Origin of the sequence: Aneurinibacillus thermoaerophilus (assembly GCF_019603355.1) — a bacterium.
GTDB classification, from domain to species: Bacteria; Bacillota; Bacilli; order Aneurinibacillales; family Aneurinibacillaceae; genus Aneurinibacillus; species Aneurinibacillus thermoaerophilus.
On record NZ_CP080764.1, the window covers coordinates 1,352,907 to 1,373,353 of the forward strand.

20 protein-coding genes and 1 pseudogene are annotated in these 20,447 nt (G+C 44.1%); 17 read left to right on the forward strand and 4 right to left on the reverse strand.

Annotation, left to right across the window (positions count from 1 at the left end; translation table 11 throughout):
- Window positions 1-2 precede the first annotated feature (2 nt).
- From K3F53_RS07230 to mutL, 9 genes and pseudogenes are all read left to right on the forward strand, one after another.
- Window positions 3-869 (forward strand): acetaldehyde dehydrogenase (acetylating), encoded by an 867-nt coding sequence (locus K3F53_RS07230; protein WP_057899185.1) that lies wholly within the window; start codon window positions 3-5, stop codon window positions 867-869.
- A gap of 57 nt (window positions 870-926) precedes the next feature.
- Window positions 927-1,955, forward strand: a complete 1,029-nt coding sequence (dmpG, locus tag K3F53_RS07235) for a 4-hydroxy-2-oxovalerate aldolase (protein WP_057899184.1) — start codon at window positions 927-929, stop codon at window positions 1,953-1,955.
- Between the two features lie 19 nt (window positions 1,956-1,974).
- A complete protein-coding gene (locus K3F53_RS07240; protein WP_220559988.1) occupies window positions 1,975-2,739 on the forward strand; it encodes a 2-keto-4-pentenoate hydratase in 765 nt (254 codons plus the stop codon).
- Between the two features lie 386 nt (window positions 2,740-3,125).
- A complete protein-coding gene (locus K3F53_RS19620; protein WP_257721571.1) occupies window positions 3,126-3,257 on the forward strand; it encodes a hypothetical protein in 132 nt (43 codons plus the stop codon).
- 63 nt (window positions 3,258-3,320) lie between these two features.
- Window positions 3,321-4,862 (forward strand): recombinase family protein, encoded by a 1,542-nt coding sequence (locus K3F53_RS07245; protein WP_057899182.1) that lies wholly within the window; start codon window positions 3,321-3,323, stop codon window positions 4,860-4,862.
- A 15-nt stretch (window positions 4,863-4,877) separates the two neighbouring features.
- Window positions 4,878-5,195, forward strand: a pseudogene (gene cotE / locus K3F53_RS07250) (outer spore coat protein CotE); the annotation flags it as partial.
- A gap of 86 nt (window positions 5,196-5,281) precedes the next feature.
- A complete protein-coding gene (locus tag K3F53_RS07255) occupies window positions 5,282-6,742 on the forward strand; it encodes a putative amidoligase domain-containing protein (RefSeq protein WP_057899180.1) in 1,461 nt (486 codons plus the stop codon).
- Between the two features lie 40 nt (window positions 6,743-6,782).
- Window positions 6,783-9,473 (forward strand): DNA mismatch repair protein MutS, encoded by a 2,691-nt coding sequence (mutS, locus tag K3F53_RS07260; protein ID WP_057899179.1) that lies wholly within the window; start codon window positions 6,783-6,785, stop codon window positions 9,471-9,473.
- Between the two features lie 72 nt (window positions 9,474-9,545).
- On the forward strand, window positions 9,546-11,615 hold the full coding sequence (mutL, locus tag K3F53_RS07265) for a DNA mismatch repair endonuclease MutL (RefSeq protein ID WP_057899178.1): 2,070 nt from the start codon (window positions 9,546-9,548) through the stop codon (window positions 11,613-11,615).
- A 130-nt stretch (window positions 11,616-11,745) separates the two neighbouring features.
- Here the strand turns inward: mutL and K3F53_RS19350 are convergent, their stop codons facing one another.
- The 3 genes from K3F53_RS19350 to K3F53_RS19355 form a co-directional block, all read right to left on the reverse strand.
- Window positions 11,746-12,123, reverse strand: a complete 378-nt coding sequence (locus K3F53_RS19350; protein ID WP_281423725.1) for a tyrosine-type recombinase/integrase — start codon at window positions 12,121-12,123, stop codon at window positions 11,746-11,748.
- A 35-nt stretch (window positions 12,124-12,158) separates the two neighbouring features.
- The gene (locus K3F53_RS19625; protein ID WP_250636707.1) at window positions 12,159-12,371 is read right to left on the reverse strand and encodes a site-specific integrase; all 213 of its coding nucleotides are present in this window, start codon (window positions 12,369-12,371) and stop codon (window positions 12,159-12,161) included.
- 108 nt (window positions 12,372-12,479) lie between these two features.
- Window positions 12,480-12,875, reverse strand: a complete 396-nt coding sequence (locus K3F53_RS19355) for a tyrosine-type recombinase/integrase (protein WP_236781874.1) — start codon at window positions 12,873-12,875, stop codon at window positions 12,480-12,482.
- 457 nt (window positions 12,876-13,332) lie between these two features.
- Here K3F53_RS19355 and K3F53_RS07275 point away from each other — a divergent pair, with 457 nt between their 5' ends.
- The 4 genes from K3F53_RS07275 to K3F53_RS07290 all read left to right on the forward strand — a co-directional run bounded on the left by K3F53_RS07275 (window position 13,333) and on the right by K3F53_RS07290 (window position 15,539).
- On the forward strand, window positions 13,333-13,848 hold the full coding sequence (locus tag K3F53_RS07275; RefSeq protein ID WP_057899177.1) for a helix-turn-helix domain-containing protein: 516 nt from the start codon (window positions 13,333-13,335) through the stop codon (window positions 13,846-13,848).
- Window positions 13,849-13,921: 73 nt separating this feature from the next.
- Window positions 13,922-14,158 carry a hypothetical protein gene (locus tag K3F53_RS07280; protein ID WP_057899176.1) on the forward strand — a complete coding sequence of 79 codons (237 nt, stop codon included), beginning with the start codon at window positions 13,922-13,924 and terminating at the stop codon, window positions 14,156-14,158.
- Window positions 14,148-14,711: a hypothetical protein gene (locus tag K3F53_RS07285; RefSeq protein WP_057899175.1), complete on the forward strand. Its 564-nt coding sequence runs from the start codon at window positions 14,148-14,150 to the stop codon at window positions 14,709-14,711. The genes K3F53_RS07280 and K3F53_RS07285 overlap by 11 nt, the downstream gene beginning before the upstream one ends.
- A gap of 342 nt (window positions 14,712-15,053) precedes the next feature.
- Complete coding sequence (locus K3F53_RS07290) at window positions 15,054-15,539, forward strand: DinB family protein (protein ID WP_057899174.1); 486 nt, start codon at window positions 15,054-15,056, stop codon at window positions 15,537-15,539.
- A gap of 244 nt (window positions 15,540-15,783) precedes the next feature.
- On the opposite strand, the gene K3F53_RS19360 is transcribed toward K3F53_RS07290, so the two are convergent.
- A complete protein-coding gene (locus tag K3F53_RS19360; protein ID WP_082706032.1) occupies window positions 15,784-15,975 on the reverse strand; it encodes a transposase in 192 nt (63 codons plus the stop codon).
- 335 nt (window positions 15,976-16,310) lie between these two features.
- Between K3F53_RS19360 and K3F53_RS07300 the strand changes: the two genes are divergently transcribed.
- The 4 genes from K3F53_RS07300 to K3F53_RS07315 all read left to right on the forward strand — a co-directional run bounded on the left by K3F53_RS07300 (window position 16,311) and on the right by K3F53_RS07315 (window position 20,315).
- Window positions 16,311-16,760 (forward strand): ArpU family phage packaging/lysis transcriptional regulator, encoded by a 450-nt coding sequence (locus tag K3F53_RS07300; protein ID WP_057899173.1) that lies wholly within the window; start codon window positions 16,311-16,313, stop codon window positions 16,758-16,760.
- Window positions 16,761-16,776: 16 nt separating this feature from the next.
- The gene (locus tag K3F53_RS07305; protein ID WP_156424072.1) at window positions 16,777-16,935 is read left to right on the forward strand and encodes a hypothetical protein; all 159 of its coding nucleotides are present in this window, start codon (window positions 16,777-16,779) and stop codon (window positions 16,933-16,935) included.
- Between the two features lie 90 nt (window positions 16,936-17,025).
- Window positions 17,026-18,843, forward strand: coding sequence for an APC family permease (locus K3F53_RS07310; RefSeq protein ID WP_220559990.1), 1,818 nt, complete (start codon window positions 17,026-17,028; stop codon window positions 18,841-18,843).
- Window positions 18,844-19,505: 662 nt separating this feature from the next.
- On the forward strand, window positions 19,506-20,315 hold the full coding sequence (locus tag K3F53_RS07315; protein ID WP_057899172.1) for a DUF2935 domain-containing protein: 810 nt from the start codon (window positions 19,506-19,508) through the stop codon (window positions 20,313-20,315).
- The last annotated feature ends 132 nt before the right edge of the window (window positions 20,316-20,447 follow it).

The following is a 20,447-nucleotide window of genomic DNA, read 5'->3' on the forward strand; positions in this document are numbered from 1 at the left end:
ATGTGAGTAAAATGAAAGCAGCTATTATTGGTTCTGGCAATATTGGTACAGACCTCATGTATAAGTTGGAAAGAAGTGAAGTCATCGAATTAACTACTATGATTGGGATTGATCCTGAATCTGACGGATTAAAACGTGCGAAAGATCGAGGGTATCAGGTGTGCTCAAACGGGATTCAAGCCATCATCGATAGTCCTGATTTGGCAGATATTGTTTTTGATGCGACATCAGCCAAAACACATGTAAGACATGCAAAAGTCCTAAAGGAATTGGGAAAATTGACGATTGATCTTACCCCTGCTGCCAGGGGACCGTTTGTGAGTCCGGCCGTTAATTTGGGTGCCAACCTTCATGCTAAGAATGTCAATATGATTACATGTGGCGGACAGGCAACAATTCCTATTGTCCATGCCGTTAATCGTGTGGCTGACGTATCCTATGCAGAAATTGTGGCTACGATTTCAAGCAAAAGCGCAGGTCCGGGAACACGTGCCAACATTGATGAGTTTACGATTACTACAAGCCGAGGAATTGAACAAGTGGGCGGTGCTGATCGGGGAAAGGCCATTATCATCCTCAATCCGGCCGAGCCTCCCATTCTCATGCGCGACACTGTCTATTGCGAAGTAAAGAATATGGATCAAGAAGCGATTCGCAGATCCATTTATGACATGGTAGAAATCGTGCAGCAATATGTGCCGGGTTATCGACTCAAACAGGCCCCCCTTTTTGATGAAAATCGCGTGACGGTTTTCCTTGAAGTAGAAGGAGCAGGGGATTACTTCCCGAAATATGCAGGGAATTTAGATATTATGACTGCTGCAGCGACACGCGTAGCTGAGGATTTTGCCCGTAATATTTTAAATTAGGCAACAGTCGAAATGGCTGCAAGTGAAGAATAGACAGAAAGGAAGAGGTGAGTACAGATGAAGCGCAAAAGTGACAAACCTATTAAAGTCACAGAAGTATGCTTACGTGACGGAAGTCACGTTATGGCACATCAATATACGGAAGAACAGGTTCGCAAAGTTACACGCGCATTGGATGATGCAGGCATGCACTATATTGAGGTCAGTCACGGCGATGGCTTAGGAGGTTCGACACTTCAATACGGTCGTTCTCTTATTGATGAAATGAAATTGATTGAAGCTGCCGTAGAAGAGTGTAAACAGGCAACAGTGGCGGTTCTTTTGCTGCCCGGAATTGGTACCGTTCATGATCTGAAACAGGCACGACAGCTCGGAGCAGGATTGGTTAGGGTTGCGACGCATGTAACAGAAGCGGATGTATCGGCTCAGCATATTAGCGTGGCACGCGAATTGGGAATGGAAACATTAGGATTTCTTATGATGGCCCATATGGCTCCTGTAGAGAAGTTGGTGGAACAAGCCAAACTGATGGAAAGTTATGGTGCGCAAGCGGTGTATGTAACCGATTCGGCTGGTGCTCTTTTGCCTGATCAAGTTCGTGAGCGAATCAGCGCCCTTCGTAATTCCTTAGATATTGAGGTTGGTTTTCACGGACATAATAATTTATCTGTTGCCGTTGCCAATACGCTTGTGGCCATTGAAGAGGGGGCCACGCGGATTGATGGCAGCATTCGTTGTTTAGGAGCAGGTGCGGGAAATACACAGACGGAAGTCTTATTAGCTGTATTGGATCGAATGGGAATTGATGTAGGAATCGATCTTTACAAAACAATGGATGTTGCTGAGAATATTGTCGGACCGATGCTTCCTCGACCACAAGAGATTAATAAAGGAAGCTTGGTTCTGGGGTATGCGGGCGTTTATTCTAGCTTTCTCCTTCACGCGGAGCGGGCGAGCGAGCGGTTTGGCCTTGATCCACGGGATATCCTGATTGAACTTGGAAAGAGAAACGTGGTTGGGGGGCAAGAAGACATGATCCTTGACGTAGCAGCCGAATTGGCCAGAGCTCAAAAAGTGGAGGCGTAAAGATGGAAATTGTGCAAGGATGGAAATTGTTGATTATCTTTTGTCAGCGGAGAAGGAACGGCGGGAAGTCGTAAAAGTCACGGATAAATACCCGAATTTGACTTTTGAGGAAGCGTATGTCTTACAGGAAAAATTGATTCAAAAAAAAGAACAAGAGGGTGCTCGACGAATTGGGTTGAAACTTGGTCTAACAAGTAAGGCCAAGCAGCAAATGATGGGGGTTCACGAGGCCATTTACGGATATTTGATGGATAATATGCTGGCTTTGGAATGGGAACCCATTGATTTCAATCAACTCATCCATCCAAAAGCGGAACCGGAAATCGCGTTTTTCATCGGAGAAGATCTTCAAGGAACCAATATTACTGCAGCGGATGTTTTGCAGGTAACCCAATATGTAGCACCAGCAATCGAAGTTATTGACAGCCGCTACTTAGATTTTAAATTCACTCTTGCGGATGTAATTGCAGATAATTGTTCTTCAGCACGTTTTGTAGTAGGAAGCAAATGGATGTCTCCTGCCGGACTGGATTTGGGAAATTTAGGAATGATCATGTCCAAGAATGGGGAACTGTCTACAGTAGGAGCAGGTGCTGCCGTTTTGGGACATCCTGCTACCTCGGTTGCTTGGGCGGTGAACAAGCTTGGAGAGATCGGAAAAGGCTTAAAGAAAGGGGATATTGTGCTGAGTGGCGCCATATCCGAAGCGATCTCCTTCCAGCCGGGCGATTCGATTCTCGTTCAGTTTGCGGAATTGGGGAGCGTTTCATTTACATGTAAATAAATCAAAAAATTTAGCATGTAGATAAATGGAATAGTGCTCTATCAAATTTGTCGGCGTTTAGTAGAAACTGCTAAGCGCTGTTCCGATTGCTGCTAATTAATATCATTCAACTGAACCGGGCGAATGCCCGGTTTTTCTTATTCTTCATCTAGTAACATGCCAGTTATATATACCATACGGAAGGCCATGTGGTAAGAGCTAGCCACCTCCCTCTAATTAAGCGAAAAATTCGCGGGAATTTTGTGTCTGCTTTATTAACCTAATATCACATGCTCTGTAGTAAGTCATTTTCATAAAACATGTAACTAAAATAAGTACAGGCATAAAAAGTCGTACAAGATATTTTAGTAAATCCTTCACCATAAAGATAATATCGGGTGATGCTTATGATTCGAATTCTTAACATTGAATACGGCAATGAACCCATTTCACAATATTTCATTGAGCAAATCCTTATCTTTCATAAGGAGAGATATGGAAATGATGTGGAAGTCGAAATTTTTGAGCCGTCTGCGTGACGGTCTTTTTTTGTAGGTTGGCGGGCACACCGGGAAGTGACATTACAATAAAAGGGTGATGACATGATACCTGTTGCCATCTATGCCAGAGTTTCCACTGATCAGCAAGGGGACTCCATTGAGCATCAGATTTCTTTAATGAAGGACTACATGAGTCGAAACTTCACTTCGGATTATTATACGAATGAAAGTTTTATCTATGTAGACGAGGGATATAGCGGATACTACACGACGATTCTGGAACGGCCGGCGATGAAGCAGCTACTCGAAGATGCGAAAAGTGGGAAATTTAAAGTTGTATTATTTAAAGAAATTACGCGGATGGGACGTGACGAGGAAGAAAATCTGAAAATCGTGCGGATTCTGGAAGCATCTGGTGTCCGAATTAAATCGAATGACGGGTATGATTCAGAACGCCCGGAATCGAAGCTACTATTCAAGATTAGCAACTTTATGGCAGAAGTGGAATCTGAGCGCATCAGCAGTCGTGTATCAGCGGGGTTTAGGGAAAAGGCACGTTCAGGTAAATGGCCAGCTTCCAAAATTCCGTTCGGATATGTACGTAATGCGGATACACATCGTCTGGAAATTGATGACGTGCAGGCAGAAGTTGTTCGAATGATTTTCAATTTGTATGTAAACGACAGAATTGGCACGCTTACTATTGCCAATCGATTAAATGAGATGGGGTACAAGACAGCCAACAATAACCGTTTCCAGCAAGCTACGATCCGCAAAATACTGGAGAACCCAGTGTATACCGGTGATGTCGTATATGGAACAAAACGGGCAAAGCTGGAGCGGGTATATGATTCAAATCAGAATCTTGTGAAAAAGAATCGAAAATATGTTGAAACCGGAAATCCTGTTATTGCGAAAGATGCGCATCCTGCGATTATTGATCGCACTACATTTTTAAAAGCGCAAGAAATTATGAAAGAGCGGCAGGCCAGGGTAGGACAAACATCAAACCGGGCCAAGTATCCGTTGTCAGGCATTCTGTATTGTGCCAAGTGCGGAGCAGGGATGGTGTCGATTCGTTCTACAAAGCCATATAACGAAAAGTACAATTATCGCTATTACAAATGCGGAAGGAATCATAAATACGGAAATACCGTTTGCGTACATGATCCGGTTCCGGCTCAGAATTTAGAGAGGACGATTTTTGAGTTACTTATGAATGAGCTTAAAAAATCCACAAAGCAGTCATTTCGTTCACGGAACAAAACGAAAAGTAATGCTTTGGAGGCTAAATTGCAGGCCTTGCAAGAGCAGAGAAAGAAGCTACAGAAAAAGCAGGTGAATATCGCTGCGAGCAGTGACTTGTTCGATGCAGAAGCCTTTCGTGAAGTTTTGTCAGGATTAAAAAGCCAGATGAAGACGGTGGATCAGCAGATAGAGACTGCCCGTAAACAGATGGAAGAAAACGAGAAAGCAGAAAACAGGGTGTATACATTAAATGAAGTGCTGGATAACCGTCATAACATTGATCTTAATGATATCCAGGCACTGCGTGCGCTGTTCCATAGATTGATCGAGCGAATCGATATTTACGATAAGACGAGGATAATGAACGTAAAGTTTAAATTTGATTTATACAATTAGAGTACTAACAGAGAAACAACCGTGTTGAAGGAAACCGTGAAGTTTGTGGATGTCGTTCCCCTTTCCTACTACGACCACAATTGCCGTGGAGATGTGGAGGTAACGGCGCGCGTGACACAGGAGCCGAACTGTGTGGAGGCGAAGGTAAAGCCCGGCGGGGGGATCGTGGTCACGGTTGAGCGTGAATACGCGGTAGAGGTGATCGGTGAGACTAAGCTTTGCGTCTTTGTTTGCGATTTGTGCGACGATGACGACAAAGACGACATATTCATCGATGAATTCGAAGAACTGGACGACTTTACGGACTTAGATCCTGATACATTCCTCGATTAAACCGCGCATAAGGAGCTTATAACCGTGGGAGGGAACGTCCTCCCTTTTTCTTTTTCAATCATTATTATTGGGAAAGGGGCCATAGCATGGACTGTTTTTTGCTGTATCCGAATGATAGGCAGCCTGATGCCGCTTTGCTTGTTCAGTGGAAGGGTAAAAGCGGCTCTGTCGTACCTTCCTCTTGCCCAGATATTATATTACAGTGGGAAGACGCGGGATTGTCGTGCCTAGAAACGTACGTTGTCGTGCTAAATGGACGGGAAGCGCTCCACAATGCTTCACAGCCGGAAACGAAACGAGCGATGCTTACGGCGGCAGACATTCCATATATTCATAATGTATCTGCTGCAAAAGAGAAAGATATTTCCGCCACAATCAGGCGTTACATAGCGATCGTGTTTCAGCAGGAGATAGTGAGCCTGTATCGCTCCTCCGGCCGTAGTCTTTGGCTGAACCATCGCATTCGTGAAGGGGAGGACAAATATCGGGAGATAGAGGTCAACCAGAAAATCAGGGAAATCCGGCGTGTTACGCAATACGCGGTACAAAGTGTATATGCACTTGGCCTCGATTTTGCGGCGGTATATTTCGGGGTAGATTTGCGTGGAAGAATATATGTGCTGGATGTTGCTCCTACTTTTCGTATGACACATACGTTGGCACGCAAGTTTATAGCGTGTGTGGAACGTTTTTGTCAGGGATACGCATGTGATGCAGTCGATATTACGCTTGGTGCTGATGTGGAATTTGTACTGCGGAACGCCGAGGGAAAAGCGGTCATGGCGTCCAGTTACCTTCCGAAAGAAGGGGTTGTCGGGTGTGACAGGATCTTGTTGAGAAGTGATCTTACTCATAAACATTTGCCTTTGGCTGAAATCCGGCCTGAGCCGGGGGCGGATGCCAGGGAGCTGTTTCGCAATATATATCACGCTATGATGATAGGTATCCGTAAAATTGGCTCGGAGCAAATTGAGTGGGTGGCAGGCGGGATGCCGCTCTCCGGCTATCCGATCGGCGGACATGTGCATTTTGGCGGGCTGCCCCCAAATTCGCAATTGCTGCGCGCGCTGGACACGTATCTGGCGCTTCCAGTTTTTATGATCGAGAGCTCTCGTTCGCTATTGCGCCGCCCGAAGTATGGGTGTTTGGGAGATATGCGGTTCCAGTTTCATGGAGGTTTTGAGTATCGCACGCTACCAAGCTGGCTTACGTCTCCGAAGGTGGCGCGCGGCGTGCTGGCATTAAGTCATGTGATTGCGCTGTCATATCGGAAACTGCGCCAATTGCCATTGCTTGATCCGGAGATGTACCGGGCGTTTTACAACGGCGATCGTGAGGCGCTGGCGCCGCTGCTCCCGTTTCTCTGGAACGATTTACGTCTTCTGGAATCCTACGCAAGATATGAATCGTATCTCGAACCGTTCGCGCAGCTTGTACTATCCCGTGTTGAATGGGAAGAGTTTGCTGACATCCGCCCTGTTTGGAAGCTTCCGCCGTTTCATCCGGAGTTGACGGCCAGTCGAGCGTACGAGCATAGTGTGTTATAATAAAACAAGAGAAAAAGCAGACACAGGAGAGAAGAAACCGATGAAATATACTCCGATGATTCAGCAATACCTCGCGATTAAAGCCCAGTACAAAGACGCATTTCTGTTCTTTAGGCTGGGTGATTTTTATGAGTTGTTTTTTGAGGATGCGCTCACCGCTTCTCGGGAGTTGGAAATTACGTTGACCGGACGGGACGGGGGCGGCGAGGAGCGAATTCCGATGTGCGGTGTTCCGTATCATTCGGTTGACACATATATTGCTCAATTGATTGAAAAAGGGTATAAAGTCGCCATATGCGAACAGGTGGAAGACCCGAAGCAGGCCAAAGGTGTTGTGCGTCGTGAAGTGACACGCGTGATTACGCCGGGGACGGTAATGGAAGGCAAGTTCTTGCAGGATAAAGAAAACAACTATCTGGTGTCTGTCTTCCAGAAGGATGGTGTGTACGCCCTTGCGGCGTGCGATATTTCTACCGGGGAATTTTATACGACAGAAGTGGGAACGCGGTCGCTTCTGCTTGATGAAATGATGCAGTATCGCCCGTCAGAAGTCGTGCTGTTGACGGGAAGGGAAGAGGACGACGAGCTGGGAGAAATGCTTGTGCTTTATCCGATCGTAGTGACGAAGCGGCCGCCGGATGTCGCAGAGGATGGGGAAGATGTCCGTGCAGGCTTTGCAGCGTTATTTAGTGAAGTGAAAGGAACGAAGGAAAGCACGCCAGCGATGCTGACGGCGACACGCGGCCTGCTTTCCTATTTGCGCGAGACACAGAAACGTTCGCTTGAGCATCTGCATCAAGTTACGCTGTATGAAGCGGCTTCGTTCATGGTGCTTGACCAGTTCACTCGCCGTAACCTTGAACTGGTGGAAACAATCAGGGACAAGTCCAAGAAAGGTTCGCTTCTCTGGTTGCTGGATCAGACGGTGACGGCAATGGGAGGGCGCTTATTGCGCCGTTGGATTGACAAACCGCTGCTCAGCAAAAGCGAAATCGAGAAGCGGCAAGCGGCAGTGCAGGCGCTTCTGGACGGCTGGATGGCACGGGATGAAGTGCGCGCATGCTTAAAAGAGGTGTACGACTTAGAACGGCTTGCGGGGCGCATTGCATACGGAACAGCCAGTCCGCGTGATTTGGTGCAACTGAAAACATCGCTGCTCGCGATTCCGGCACTTAAACAGGCGCTGCGCGAAGTGGCAAATGATTCTGCTGCGTTGCAGGAAGTTCTGGATGGGCTGGATGAATGCCCGGATGTGATCGAAACGATCGACCGCGGCATTGTCGACGATCCGCCGGTTGCTGTAAAAGAAGGCGGATTGATTAAAGAAGGATATCACGAGTATTTGGACAAGCTTCGTACCGCAAGCCGTGAAGGCAAGCAATGGATTGCGGCCCTTGAACAGCAGGAACGTCAGGCGACAGGTATCCGTTCGCTTAAAGTCGGCTATAACAAAGTGTTTGGCTACTATATCGAAGTGACGAAAGCAAACCTTTCGTTGCTTCCAGAAGGACGTTACGAGCGCAAGCAAACGCTTGCCAACGCGGAGCGTTTTATTACGCCGGAGCTAAAAGAAAAAGAAGCCCTTATTCTTGAGGCGGAGGAAAAGCGATCAGAACTGGAGTACCAGCTGTTTGTAGAAATCCGGGAAAAAGTAGCGCGCGAAGTCAAACGGTTGCAGGCGCTGGCTCTTAAGGTGGCCACGGTCGATGTCTTGCAGTCGCTCGCGACAGTAGCGCAGGACAACCGCTATGTCAGGCCAGAAATTCTTACGGAGGGCCCGCTTGTGATTCGGGACGGCCGTCATCCAGTAGTAGAGGCGGTGCTGCATGGCGAACCGTTTGTGCCGAATGACACAGAACTTGGTACCCATCAGCAAATCCTGCTTATTACCGGGCCGAACATGGCCGGGAAGAGCACCTATATGCGCCAGGTTGCTTTAATTGTGATTATGGCGCAGATGGGCAGTTTTGTGCCGGCTGAATTTGCGCAGATTACGCCGGTAGACCGTATTTTTACCCGCATCGGCGCCGCGGATGACCTAGTGGGTGGCCAGAGCACGTTTATGGTAGAAATGAAAGAGATTGAAGTGACGCTGACCAATGCGACAGAACGTAGCCTTGTGATTATTGATGAATTGGGCCGGGGCACATCAACATCGGAAGGGATGTCCATTGCCCAAGCGGTTATCGAATATTTGCATAATGATATTGGCTGTAAAACGCTTGTTTCTACCCACTATCATGAACTGTCTCATTTGGAGACGACGCTGGATAGACTGAAAAATTTCCACATGGCGGTCAACGAGACGGACAACAACGTGATTTTCCTGCGTAAGCTTGTCAGCGGCCCGGCGGATAAAAGTTACGGTATTTACTGTGCACAAATTGCCGGTTTGCCGCAGCGTATTATTGATCGGGCGAACCGGTTGCTGGAGGAGTATGAGGGCGCAGTAGTGCGGGAAGCTGCGCCGGAAGAAGCGGCGAACAGGAACAAGATGTCCGGCCCGGAACAGGAACATATGTCGGTGACGGCTTTTGCGGCGGCCGAAGAGCCGCAGCAACTCGCTTTGTTCAGCGAGCCGGTTCAGCCGAAACCGGAGAAAAAATCCGGCGTTGCTACGCTGGGGCGCGCAGAAGAAAAAGTGCTGAAAAAACTGCGGGAAGCCGATTTGCTGAATATGACGCCCATGCAGGCGATGAACTTTTTATTCGAGTTAAAGCAACAAGTGTAATGATATGTTTTGGTTATTTCAGCACTTATATTGTCGTAGAGAACAGGAGTCTATATTTAGGGAGTGATGCCGATGGCGGTTATACAGGTCATGGATACCCAATTAGCTAATCTGATTGCGGCTGGTGAGGTAGTTGAGCGCCCGGCTTCCGTTGTAAAGGAATTGGTAGAAAACGCGATTGATGCAGGAAGCACACGCATTGAGGTACATCTGGAGGAAGGCGGGCTTGCTTCGATCCGGGTTGTGGATAACGGCTGCGGCATGGCGAAAGAAGACTGCCGCTTGGCATTTGAGAGGCACGCTACCAGCAAGCTGAAACGGGAACGAGACCTTGCCCGCATTCGAACGCTTGGATTTCGCGGCGAGGCACTGCCGAGCATCGCGGCCGTCTCCCGCGTGGAACTGAAAAGCACGCCCAAAGATGGGACAGGCGGAACGCGCATTCGCATCGCGGGCGGCAAGGAGGAAGGATACGAGCCGGTTGCCCATCCACGTGGTACGGAAGTGATTGTGTCAGATTTGTTTTACAACACGCCGGCCCGCCTGAAATATATGAAGACAATTCATACGGAAGTCGGCCATGTGTCTGATGTAATGAATCGGCTTGCGCTGTCGCATCCGGATATCGCATTTTTACTGACGCATAACCAGAAGCAGTTGTTGCGCACATCGGGCAACGGAGACTTGTTGCAGGTGATCGCTGCGGTGTACGGTATGAACGTCGCCCGCAATATGGTCAAAATTGAGGCGGCATCCCTTGATTTTACGCTGTTTGGCTACCTTGCCAAACCGGAGATTACCCGTGCCAGCCGAACGTATATTTCTACATTGGTGAACGGGCGCTATATTCGGAATATGGGGCTTGTGAACGCGATTCTGCGCGGCTACCATACGCTCTTGCCGATTAACCGCTACCCGATTGCGGTACTTGCGCTTGAAATGGAGCCTACGCTTGTGGATGTGAATGTACATCCGGCGAAGCTGGAAGTGCGTTTCAGTAAAGACCAAGAATTGTACGGATTTGTCGAGCAGGAAGTGAAGAATGTCTGGAGCCGGGAGCGTCTTATTCCGGAGCCGGGGCGCCAGCGTCCGACATCCTTTGGGCCGCGTCCGAAAAAAAACGAGTACCAAGCGTCGATGGATTGGTCCTTATTTGTGCCAGCGCAAGATGAACGGAAGGAAGCCGGAAATCATGTTGGGGTTATGGACAGCGGGAATATTTTTTCCGATCGGGAGAAGGCATGGAACCGGGAAGAGGAACGCGCCTTCAAGTGGTCGGAGCAGCCGGAAAAGCGTGATCTGGAATGGAAGCGGGAAATGGTCAAAGCACGGGACGAGGATGAAGTGGCAACATACTCTTCGCAGGATGGTTTGTCTTATGATGGATATCAGTCGGACCGAGATGCGGATTATGTGTCCGAACACCGAACCTCGACAGATGTGTTATCGGAAGAGGAGCGTCAAGTGTTTCCGTCCAATCTTGCGGAACCACATCGAAGCGAGTACGGAAAACATGAATGCAAGGAAGTAGAGTCACAGGAAGCGTGTGAGGGTAGTATGCGGGTGCCGGAGATGTATCCGCTCGGACAGTTGCATGGTACCTATATTCTTGCGCAAAATCCGGACGGCATGTTTATGATTGATCAGCATGCGGCACAGGAGCGGATTTTTTACGAGTATTTCCTTGATAAGTTGCGAGAAGAAGCGGTGGAGAGCCAGGAGCTTTTGATTCCAATTACGTTGGAGCTGACAGCGGTAGAAGCGGCGGCGGTGGAAGAGTATCGCGACTGGTTTGAGCGCGTTGGTGTGCATATGGAGCCGTTCGGTACGAACAGTTATATTATTCGTTCCCATCCCCGCTGGTTGCCGCGCGGCGAAGAAGAAGCCATCCTGCGAGAGATGGTGGAAATGGTGCTAATGACGAAAAAGGTGGATGTAGTGAAGCTAAGGGAAGCGGCGGCGATTACGATGTCGTGCAAGGCTGCCATCAAAGCCAACCGTTACCTGACGCACGCAGAAATGGAAGCACTTATTGAGCGCCTTCGCCGTACGACAAGCCCGTTTACCTGCCCGCATGGCCGACCGATCATTATTCATTTCTCAACGTATGACATTGAGAAGATGTTTAAAAGAGTCATGTAAACATATCTGTAGTGAATAAAAAAGAGGGGATGCAGAAAATCCAGTATTATCAAGGGTTTTCTGCTTTTTTAATCTTTTCTCTTATTCCTTGAAAGGTTCAATTGCTAACATTTTGCTAACCTTTATTGTGCTAAAGTGATTGCTTGTAGTGTTTTATAGCTTGTTCAAAACGGTCGGACGCTTCTTTCTGCATATCCAGTGTGACATGGCTGTAAGTATTTAATGTCATTTGAATACTCGAATGACCAAGACGTTCAGAAACAATTTTAGGATGTTCACCAAGCTTCAGCATAATGGTAGCGTGTGTATGTCGTAAATCATGAAAGCGAATGGGAGGAACATTTGCTTTTTGAAGCAATTTCTTAAAATGATTAAAGATATAATTAGGATTAATCGGTTTGCCGTTTTCTTTGGAGATAATATATCCGTTATCCTGATAAGCATTTCCAAGCCTAAGTTTCATTTTTTGCTGATACAAGCGATACCTCTTCAATTCCTCAATCAGCATTTCGGATATAGAAACGATTCGATTGGAACGCCCTGTTAAACAATGCCCTGTCCTTTTATATAAGAGAGCGTTTTGCTAACGCTAATCTTTCCTTCATCAAGCATACAATCTTTCCAGCGAAGTGCTAAGATTTCTCCTCTTCGCATACCCGTAAAGATAGCAAGGAGATAAAGCATATAAAAATGGGGTTTTGTTTTCTTAGCTTCTTCTAAAAAACGTATAGCCTCTTCAAGTGTCCATACTTGCATTTCTTTTCTCTTGCGGCGCGGGCGATCTACATTGGTCATAATATTATTTTTAAGCAGCCCCCATTTTACCGCAGTATTAAAAGAATTTGTGAGAATGCTGTGGATATATTAAACAAATTCTTCTGAAATTCCCTCATCTAATAAAGAACTATAAAACTTCATAACTTGCACTGGCTTAATATCTATTAACTTTTTGTTTCCAAACGCAGGGATAAGGCGACTTTGAATTGCGCTTTTATATCCAGTATAAGTGGTTGCTCGTAAAGTGGGTTTAGCAACTGTTTTTAACCATTCCTGAATAAAGTCTTTAAAAGCAATTTTGCTTTCTTTGAAGTATTTTCCATTCTCAATTTGCGCAATCATTTCAGCACAGGCTTTTTCTGCTTCTTTTTTTGTCTTGTAGCCTGAAAACCACTTTTGTTTTCTTTTTCCTGTTTTCTCATCTCGTCCGATGTCAAGAATAAAAGTCCATTTGCTTCCACGTTTAACAAAATGCCCTTTCATTGTGCTTCACCTTCTTTTTCCGTTATCATACAAGATCCGTAAGATGAATAATGAGGAAAAAGAGCTTTGTCTCTTTCTGCATGTGAGATGTGGCAGACTGGCACAATTACATGGAGCCGCTTTTTAATCTGTCACAATCGTAATAGGGTAGGGAATGATTATAACGGCCCTACCTTTGAAATTCTTCTATGTAGTCATCAGATAACAAGGTCAGAGTAGACTCGTTCCATTTAATTTGATACCCACTGTGGCCATTTCGCACAAACGGAAATTCTTCACCGTACTCTTTTGAATCATTTGAATCACCTCGATAAACAAAATATCATGTTAATAAACAATAGTCTGTTTACTTTTGTTTCATATTGTACATAATGATAAAAATTTGGTCAATGACAAAATGAACAACATATTGTTTATTATGAAGTGTATATGGTATTTTAAATACGAGGTGTTATTCATGATAAAGTGTAATTTAGCTGTTTTAATGGCAGAGAGAGGACTAAAAATCGCCGATATTGCCAGTGGAACGGGGATGTCCCGAACGACAATCAGCTCCCTGATGAACCACAATGCGAAAGGAATTCAGTACGACACGTTTAATACACTGTGCGAATTCCTCAAAGTGTCACCGGGGGAACTGTTCATCTACGAGCCATTTAAATTTAGCTTCGAGGTAAAAGAAGTAGAGGAGAGGGAGAACGACTTCCTGTTTAAACTGGATGCGGACATTACATACAAAAAGCAGGTGTTACAGGAAGTGATACCGGCCCGTGTGATCCTCGACATGGATGAAAAAGACGAGCTCTGTTATGTTGGGATTGAAGTCAACTATTCCGAGGAAATGACGCAGCTGATCGCCCCGATTCCTCGCATGTTCCATAAGGATATGGAGGAGGAAATCAAAGAGACGATTACGGAGAAGCTGGCTCAGACGTACTCTTTTGCAGAGGATATCGTCGTTACATTGAAGTAGCAGGAGGGTAAATGTTTGGAGAGAAAGGTATAATGAAACCAAGGGGGTATAGGAACAGAGTAGGAGGAAGAGTATGCGTGAATTTAACATAGACGAGTTCTTTAAAGAAATCGATGAAAAGCAACAAGAGGTAAATGAACGGGCCTATAAATTATTTCGCGGGAATGGGCGTAAGACACGGGTCCGACCACGAGACAAAGATGAACAGCGTTGTTTGGATATAATTTGCCGGGAAAAATGGATGCGAGCTGTTGAAGAAGGAAAGGTTCGCTATATCAATGACAGGGAGATGGATTATTTTGTCGATTGAATCGTATCGGGCAGAAGTATATGGATTGAAGGGAAAGCCTAAAACAGAAAAAATGCTCCTGTTCTCGGCAATTTTGACAGAGATACTAGAGTCTTTGAATGTAGAGCCCATCATCGTAGGTGGATTCTCTGTTGAGCTCTACACCCGGAATAGTTATTTAACAGAGGACATTGATTTTGTATTGAACGGTCGAGATAAAGCGAACCAGGTACTATTAGATCTTGGATTTGAAAAACAGGGAAAGGACTGGTATCACAAGGAAGTTGGGTTGATTGTAGAGATACCGGATAACTGGTTAGACGGTGATTACAGCCGGGTTACAAAGCTCAATATCGGGAATGGACGCTATGTTAAAGTAATCGGGATTGAAGATATTATTTGTGATCGGTTGCGTGCTTGTAAGTTTTGGCGTTCCCAAAGTGATTGCGAGTGGGCATTCCGTTTGTATTATGCCCATAGAGAGCGGATCGACATGAAGTATCTGAAGCAGAAAGCAACAAAGGACGGAACGTATGAAATTGTGGAAGAGTGGATAGAAAAAAATAATGAGTAAATCGTAAACCAGAGTAGGAATAGAAAGATTTCTGCGGAGCAAAAACAATGCTTGCGAAGCCTGTTGTAGTGTTTTGGCAATAAAAAGGGGTGGATTTCAAGGAGTCCCCCCTTTTTATATTCTAAAAATTAGCAGTATCTCAATCGCGAAAGATAACGTCCAGGTTGAATTTTTTGTAATGATTTCATGAGAAAAGGGAGTAGGCTTTGGGAAGTTTATTCCCTTTTGTTGAACTAACGTGCAGTTATCTTTAACAAAACCGTTTAAAAAAAGGATTTCACAACATGAATCACGAAATATGGATGTACTTGTAATCAAAAATTTTAAAAAAGGGTGGTATTTATGATTCGTGATGTGGAGGAATTTGTAAAGTTTTTAGATGGATTACGAAAGCGTACCATGCAGTATGTTAAGGTTGTACCGAATTCTATCTTAGAATGGAAACCAGCTGAAGATAAATTTTCAACGGGAGATTTGCTTCGACATCTAGGTTCCTCTCAACTCATGTTCTTAAATGTATTTGAGCATGGAAAATGGATCTATCCAGGCCATGAAAGTAGTAAAGGGGAAAAGATAGAGGAAATTGTTCATTACCTAGAAGTGTGTCATGCAAGGTTAACGGAGGGTTTATTAACTTTAGGAAATGATCTATTGGCAAAAAAGGTTCCAACCCTACATGGACATGAGGTAAGCTCCTGGAGGATCATGATGGCATTGGCGGAACATGAGATGCATCATCGTGGTCAATTATCAACATATCTTCAGATGAATGGAATAGAACCACCTCAAATTTTCGGTCTAAAAATCGAACAAGTTGAAAAAGGTTAATATAAATTATTTATATTGGTTTAGTTTCTCCAAACATGGGTTAAAGAAAAATAAATTTGATACAAATGATTTGTCAAAATTGCCAGGAAGAGATGCAAAATCTGAAGTAGGTATATGAAAAGCTACCAAGTAAGTAACCAGGTAGCTTTTTTTAATTTGGTTTGCTGGAGTTGCCTCAAGATATATTTTTTATATTGTATCTTATTTCCTATTTTTGTATTCTATATACATTCCAATTGACAGTTTAACAGCCAATACGACCAATACGACGTAGTACTCGTTCTGGACAAGATTGTGTAAAGTCTAAAAATCGCTGAACCGCCTGTTCAATCTCCGATTGATTTTTGTGAAACACGTTTGAAATGACACTATCTTTAAGCCAGCGCCAAAGCTTTTCAATTGGATTTAGATTGGGTGAATACGGCGGCAAAAACAATAAGTAGAGTCTCTATAAAAAGAAGGAAGCAAGAGGATATATGGTGGAGTCTTGCTTCCTTGGTTAGAAGGTGATAGGTGAAGAGAGCACCTGTCAGCACTTTTTCATGTACGCAAATAGTATGCCAATGTAACAAAAAAGACGAATTCCTTTGAATCTGTGTATTCTCATGAAATGTTGCATAAATAAGGAAATTTTTCAATGTATAATTGCATAGAAAAATTCCTTTTTGCATTGAAGATAAACAAACACCCCTCCCGGTCGCCACAACCGGAGAGGGGTCCCTGCTTCTGATAACTGTAAGAATATTTTACCACAGAGCAGGGGGAGTAGCTATGCAAATGTCATTTTTGCCTAAAATCGACTGGAAGGCTACACAGAAGCGTGTAGAGGAAGCTTTGGAGACGGCACGTATTTATCGCCAAATTGGTTTTGTTCGCCGTGAAATCGGGATGACGCCTGCTTATGAAGCTTGGTATCACGGTGCGACAAACAAGACAAGTGACCAGGTGGCTGAGTGCGCGACGTGGAATGCGGACGAGGAAGAAAGGATTCGGCAATTGACGGAGCGCGTAGAATGGGCGGTAAGTCGGTTGTCCAAGAAGGAAGAAGAGATTATTCGGAAGCGATATCTGGAAGATGAGAGCTTTGATTATATTGTGGCTGGAGAGGTAGGACTGAGCGAACGGACGTATACCAGGGTGAAGGCTCGGGCGTTTTATAAGTTGGCATTTATGCTGAAGCTGGAAGTGCTGGCTGAAGATCCGGGCCCTGTTCCGGCATGAGTGAGGAAATTAAACAATGGAAAACCAACGAGAGAGGCGGTTCCGAAAAGGAATTGCCTTTTGTATTTTTAGAAGATATCCGATAGCTTGGTTTATGGAAACAGGAATATTTAAAGTTAAAAATAATTATTCAGATAATCATGCTTTTTCTTTATTTTATAAAGGTGTAGTATAAAAGGATTATATTTCTTGAAAAATGTAATTTTTGTGTTTTTCCTATGCTGAGCGGGAAAGAATATAAAAAAGTATTAGAAGGAGAAAAAGCATGGTAACCAAATTAAAACGATTTTTAATTGGACGACCGATGAAGACAGATGAACTTACAGAAGAAAAATTAAGTAAATTAAAAGCGCTGGCTGTTCTTTCTTCCGATGCTTTATCTTCTGTTGCATACGGAACAGAACAAATTCTTTTAGTGTTAATTACCGTTGGTGCAGCAGCGTTATGGTATTCCATCCCGATTTCATTTGCTGTTCTTGGTCTGTTAACAGTACTAATTTTGTCTTATCGCCAAACCATTTATGCTTATCCAACAGGCGGTGGTGCGTATATTGTAGCTAAAGACAACTTGGGCACTTCCGTTGGCCTAGTTGCTGGTGGATCTTTGCTGGTAGATTACATCTTAACCGTAGCAGTGAGCTCCTCAGCTGGTACAGATGCTATTACATCAGCTTTTCCAACATTTCATGAGCATCGTGTTATGATTGCGCTATTAATGATTTTAACGTTAACGATTTTAAATTTACGCGGGATTACAGAATCTGCAACCATACTAATGTATCCCGTTTATTTGTTTGTTTTCGCTGTTTTTCTTCTAATTATCGGTGGTGGGTATCAATGGATGACAGGGAATGTGCATGCTCAGGCTCCCGCTTATGGAGTAGCCGTTCCAGGGATTACCTTATTCCTGCTGTTAAAAGCGTTTAGTTCAGGCTGTTCTGCTTTAACAGGGGTAGAAGCGGTATCAAATGCGATTCCTAATTTTAGAGACTCAGCCCCTAGAAATGCGGCAATAACTCTGATCATAATGGGAGTTATCCTTGGCATTATGTTCATTAGTATTAGCCTTCTGGCTTATGTATACGGCATTGCTCCTAAAGCAGATGAAACAGTCGTATCCCAGATCGCATCAGCCGTATTTGGACGAGGAATTATTTATTACTTTATTCAGGCTGTAACATCACTGATTTTATTCCTCGCTGCAAACACTGCATTCGCAGCATTTCCATTACTTGCATTTATGCTATCAAAAGACAGATTTTTACCGAATATGTTTATGGTTCGAGGAGATCGTCTTGGTTTTTCAAATGGAATCATTTTCTTAGGTATCTTTTCAGCACTCTTGATTATTGTTTCTGAAGGAGATACAGAAAATCTAATCCCTCTTTACGCGATAGGGGTGTTCGTTCCCTTTACCTTATCTCAAACAGGGATGATGAAACGATGGATTACGAAAAAGCCAGCGGGATGGCTTCTCCCTTTTGTTATTAATACGGTTGGGATGCTGACTACGCTTACAATTACCCTTATTTTCTTGATTACAAAATTCTCGCAAGTATGGATGATTTTCTTGTTCCTTCCTGCTGTTATCTTTGCTTTTAAGAAAGTAAACCAGCATTATCGCGACCTTGCGGAACAATTACGCATTGATCTTTCTACAGATAAGCCGGAGAAAAAGGGAAGCGTGATTGTGATTCCTGTAGCGGGTATTACGCAGGTTGTTCGAAATACCATCAGCTACGCTCAATCACTGTCAGATGATATCGTAGCCGTTTATGTTGGATTTGATGAAGAAGAAATTAAAAAAATGGAGGAGAAGTGGGAAGAGTGGAATCCGGGTGTACGTCTTATTACCTTGCGTTCCCGCTATCGCAGTATTGTACGCCCCTTATCTAAATTTATTGATACGGTGGAATGGAAAACTTCAGCCACCGATCATGTAACGGTTATGATTCCACAATTTATTACGAAGCGTTGGTGGCATAATTTGCTGCATAACCAGACGAGTTTATTGCTACGTGCTTATTTATTTGCACGACAAGACGTTAAGATAACGACTGTTCCTTATCGATTAAAAAAATAAGGTTGAATGCCTAACGATTAAAGTAGTCGTTCTCTGAAGAGGAACGGCTTTATGTTCGTCTGCATGCTGCTTTAATGTACGTGCTAAGGCTTGAGGATCGTTTTTTTATTATCGCGTCAAACTGTATCACCAAGTATTGGTGGAACAGTATTAATAATTGTTGCAGTTCTTATTTGGAAATGGGCTGTATGGATGGATAATCAATACGCAAAGAGAAATAAGTCATAAAGTGTTATTAATGCTTTTTATTTGTAAAAAAGTTTGGCGTGAAGATGGCGTAATTTTGGCCAGATATTGGTGCGCCGTTTTGAGATAGGGGTAGTATGATGATAGTGTCAGAAGATAAGCGAAGGGGCCGTTCCGAGGGGAGCGGTCCTTTTTTGGTTGCATAAAAAAAGAGAGACACACGAAGTGACACGAACGTAAGGTGAAGAGGGTGTACCGTACACAAGAGCGCGGAAATTAAAGCATGAGGTCATAAAAAATCTAGCTTGGATTATCTATGATGAGCAAAAGAAAGGAATAGGTGCTCTCTTCATGAGAACGCCTTTTTTAAGTTCGATAACTTGGTTTATGTCTATTTAACAAATAAATGTAGGTTGTTACCCATTGGAACATTTATGCATATCTTATTCTGAAAGTTTATTTTAGGAGGCTTGTTCATGTCCAATGGATTTGTTGCTCGCTCGTTAGATGAGGTTCGTTTCTGGTCCCGTATTATGAAAGAACACTCGTTGTTTATTACATTGGGCCTTCGATGTGAAGATACTCAGCTTATAAATGAAGCACAACAATTTTTTCGTATCTTCGAACAAATTGAGAGCCAATCACACGCTTTTACTTTGAATACCGATCCTCGACAGATTGCGCAATTTAATGCAGAGGTTTATAATGCTGTCTCCCATATTTGGGCTTATAAAAGAAAACTTCTTGGTCTTATTTTACATTGCAAGTTGCCTGGAGCTAATTTATTTCCTTTACTTATTGATCATATAAGTAGAGAAGCAAATTACTTTAGAAATAGGTTGTCAGAGTTAAATCAAGGTCAATTGGAGCCAATACCCGATGCCATTATCGATGAAAACGTATTTTTCTTGCGTATTATGGCCGATCATGCGAAATTTATTGGTCATCTTCTGGACCCGTCAGAACGAAAACTCGTAGAGCAGGCTCAGGAATTCAGTCATGATTTTGATCAATTATTATTTCAAGCAATTGATTTGGATTCTATGCGTCCACAATCACAAACGTCCCCTCTTCTTAGTCAGTTTCTTGACCAAAACAGAGTATCTGTAAAATCACTTCGTGATTTTAAAAAGACGGCTCGTGATTTAATTGAGGCATGCCGTATTAAAAGTATTATTCACCCGTTACTGGCTGATCACGTATTCCGTGAAGCGGAGAGATTTCTGGAGATTATCGATATGTTTGAAAGGGCACTAACAGGAAAAAAATCTGTTAGTAAATGCTAAAAACGTCCGACAATGCCCACTTTATAAACTAGGATAGCCGCTCCAATTGAGAAGTGGCTTTTTCTTTTGCGTAACGTTACAACCGAGCCAGTGAAACGCAAGCGCACATGTAACGCTTCATCTAATGCCGCT

Coding starts and splice junctions, on each gene's coding strand:
- dmpG (WP_057899184.1), top strand. CDS start 927: ATGAAGCGCAAAAGTGACAAACCTATTAAAGTCACAGAAGTATGCTTA.
- K3F53_RS07240 (WP_220559988.1), top strand. CDS start 1,975: ATGGAAATTGTTGATTATCTTTTGTCAGCGGAGAAGGAACGGCGGGAA.
- K3F53_RS19620 (WP_257721571.1), top strand. CDS start 3,126: ATGATTCGAATTCTTAACATTGAATACGGCAATGAACCCATTTCACAA.
- K3F53_RS07245 (WP_057899182.1), top strand. CDS start 3,321: ATGATACCTGTTGCCATCTATGCCAGAGTTTCCACTGATCAGCAAGGG.
- K3F53_RS07255 (WP_057899180.1), top strand. CDS start 5,282: ATGGACTGTTTTTTGCTGTATCCGAATGATAGGCAGCCTGATGCCGCT.
- mutS (WP_057899179.1), top strand. CDS start 6,783: ATGAAATATACTCCGATGATTCAGCAATACCTCGCGATTAAAGCCCAG.
- mutL (WP_057899178.1), top strand. CDS start 9,546: ATGGCGGTTATACAGGTCATGGATACCCAATTAGCTAATCTGATTGCG.
- K3F53_RS19350 (WP_281423725.1), bottom strand. CDS start 12,123: ATGCTGATTGAGGAATTGAAGAGGTATCGCTTGTATCAGCAAAAAATG.
- K3F53_RS19625 (WP_250636707.1), bottom strand. CDS start 12,371: ATGCAAGTATGGACACTTGAAGAGGCTATACGTTTTTTAGAAGAAGCT.
- K3F53_RS19355 (WP_236781874.1), bottom strand. CDS start 12,875: ATGAAAGGGCATTTTGTTAAACGTGGAAGCAAATGGACTTTTATTCTT.
- K3F53_RS07275 (WP_057899177.1), top strand. CDS start 13,333: ATGATAAAGTGTAATTTAGCTGTTTTAATGGCAGAGAGAGGACTAAAA.
- K3F53_RS07280 (WP_057899176.1), top strand. CDS start 13,922: ATGCGTGAATTTAACATAGACGAGTTCTTTAAAGAAATCGATGAAAAG.
- K3F53_RS07290 (WP_057899174.1), top strand. CDS start 15,054: ATGATTCGTGATGTGGAGGAATTTGTAAAGTTTTTAGATGGATTACGA.
- K3F53_RS07300 (WP_057899173.1), top strand. CDS start 16,311: ATGCAAATGTCATTTTTGCCTAAAATCGACTGGAAGGCTACACAGAAG.
- K3F53_RS07305 (WP_156424072.1), top strand. CDS start 16,777: ATGGAAAACCAACGAGAGAGGCGGTTCCGAAAAGGAATTGCCTTTTGT.
- K3F53_RS07310 (WP_220559990.1), top strand. CDS start 17,026: ATGGTAACCAAATTAAAACGATTTTTAATTGGACGACCGATGAAGACA.
- K3F53_RS07315 (WP_057899172.1), top strand. CDS start 19,506: ATGTCCAATGGATTTGTTGCTCGCTCGTTAGATGAGGTTCGTTTCTGG.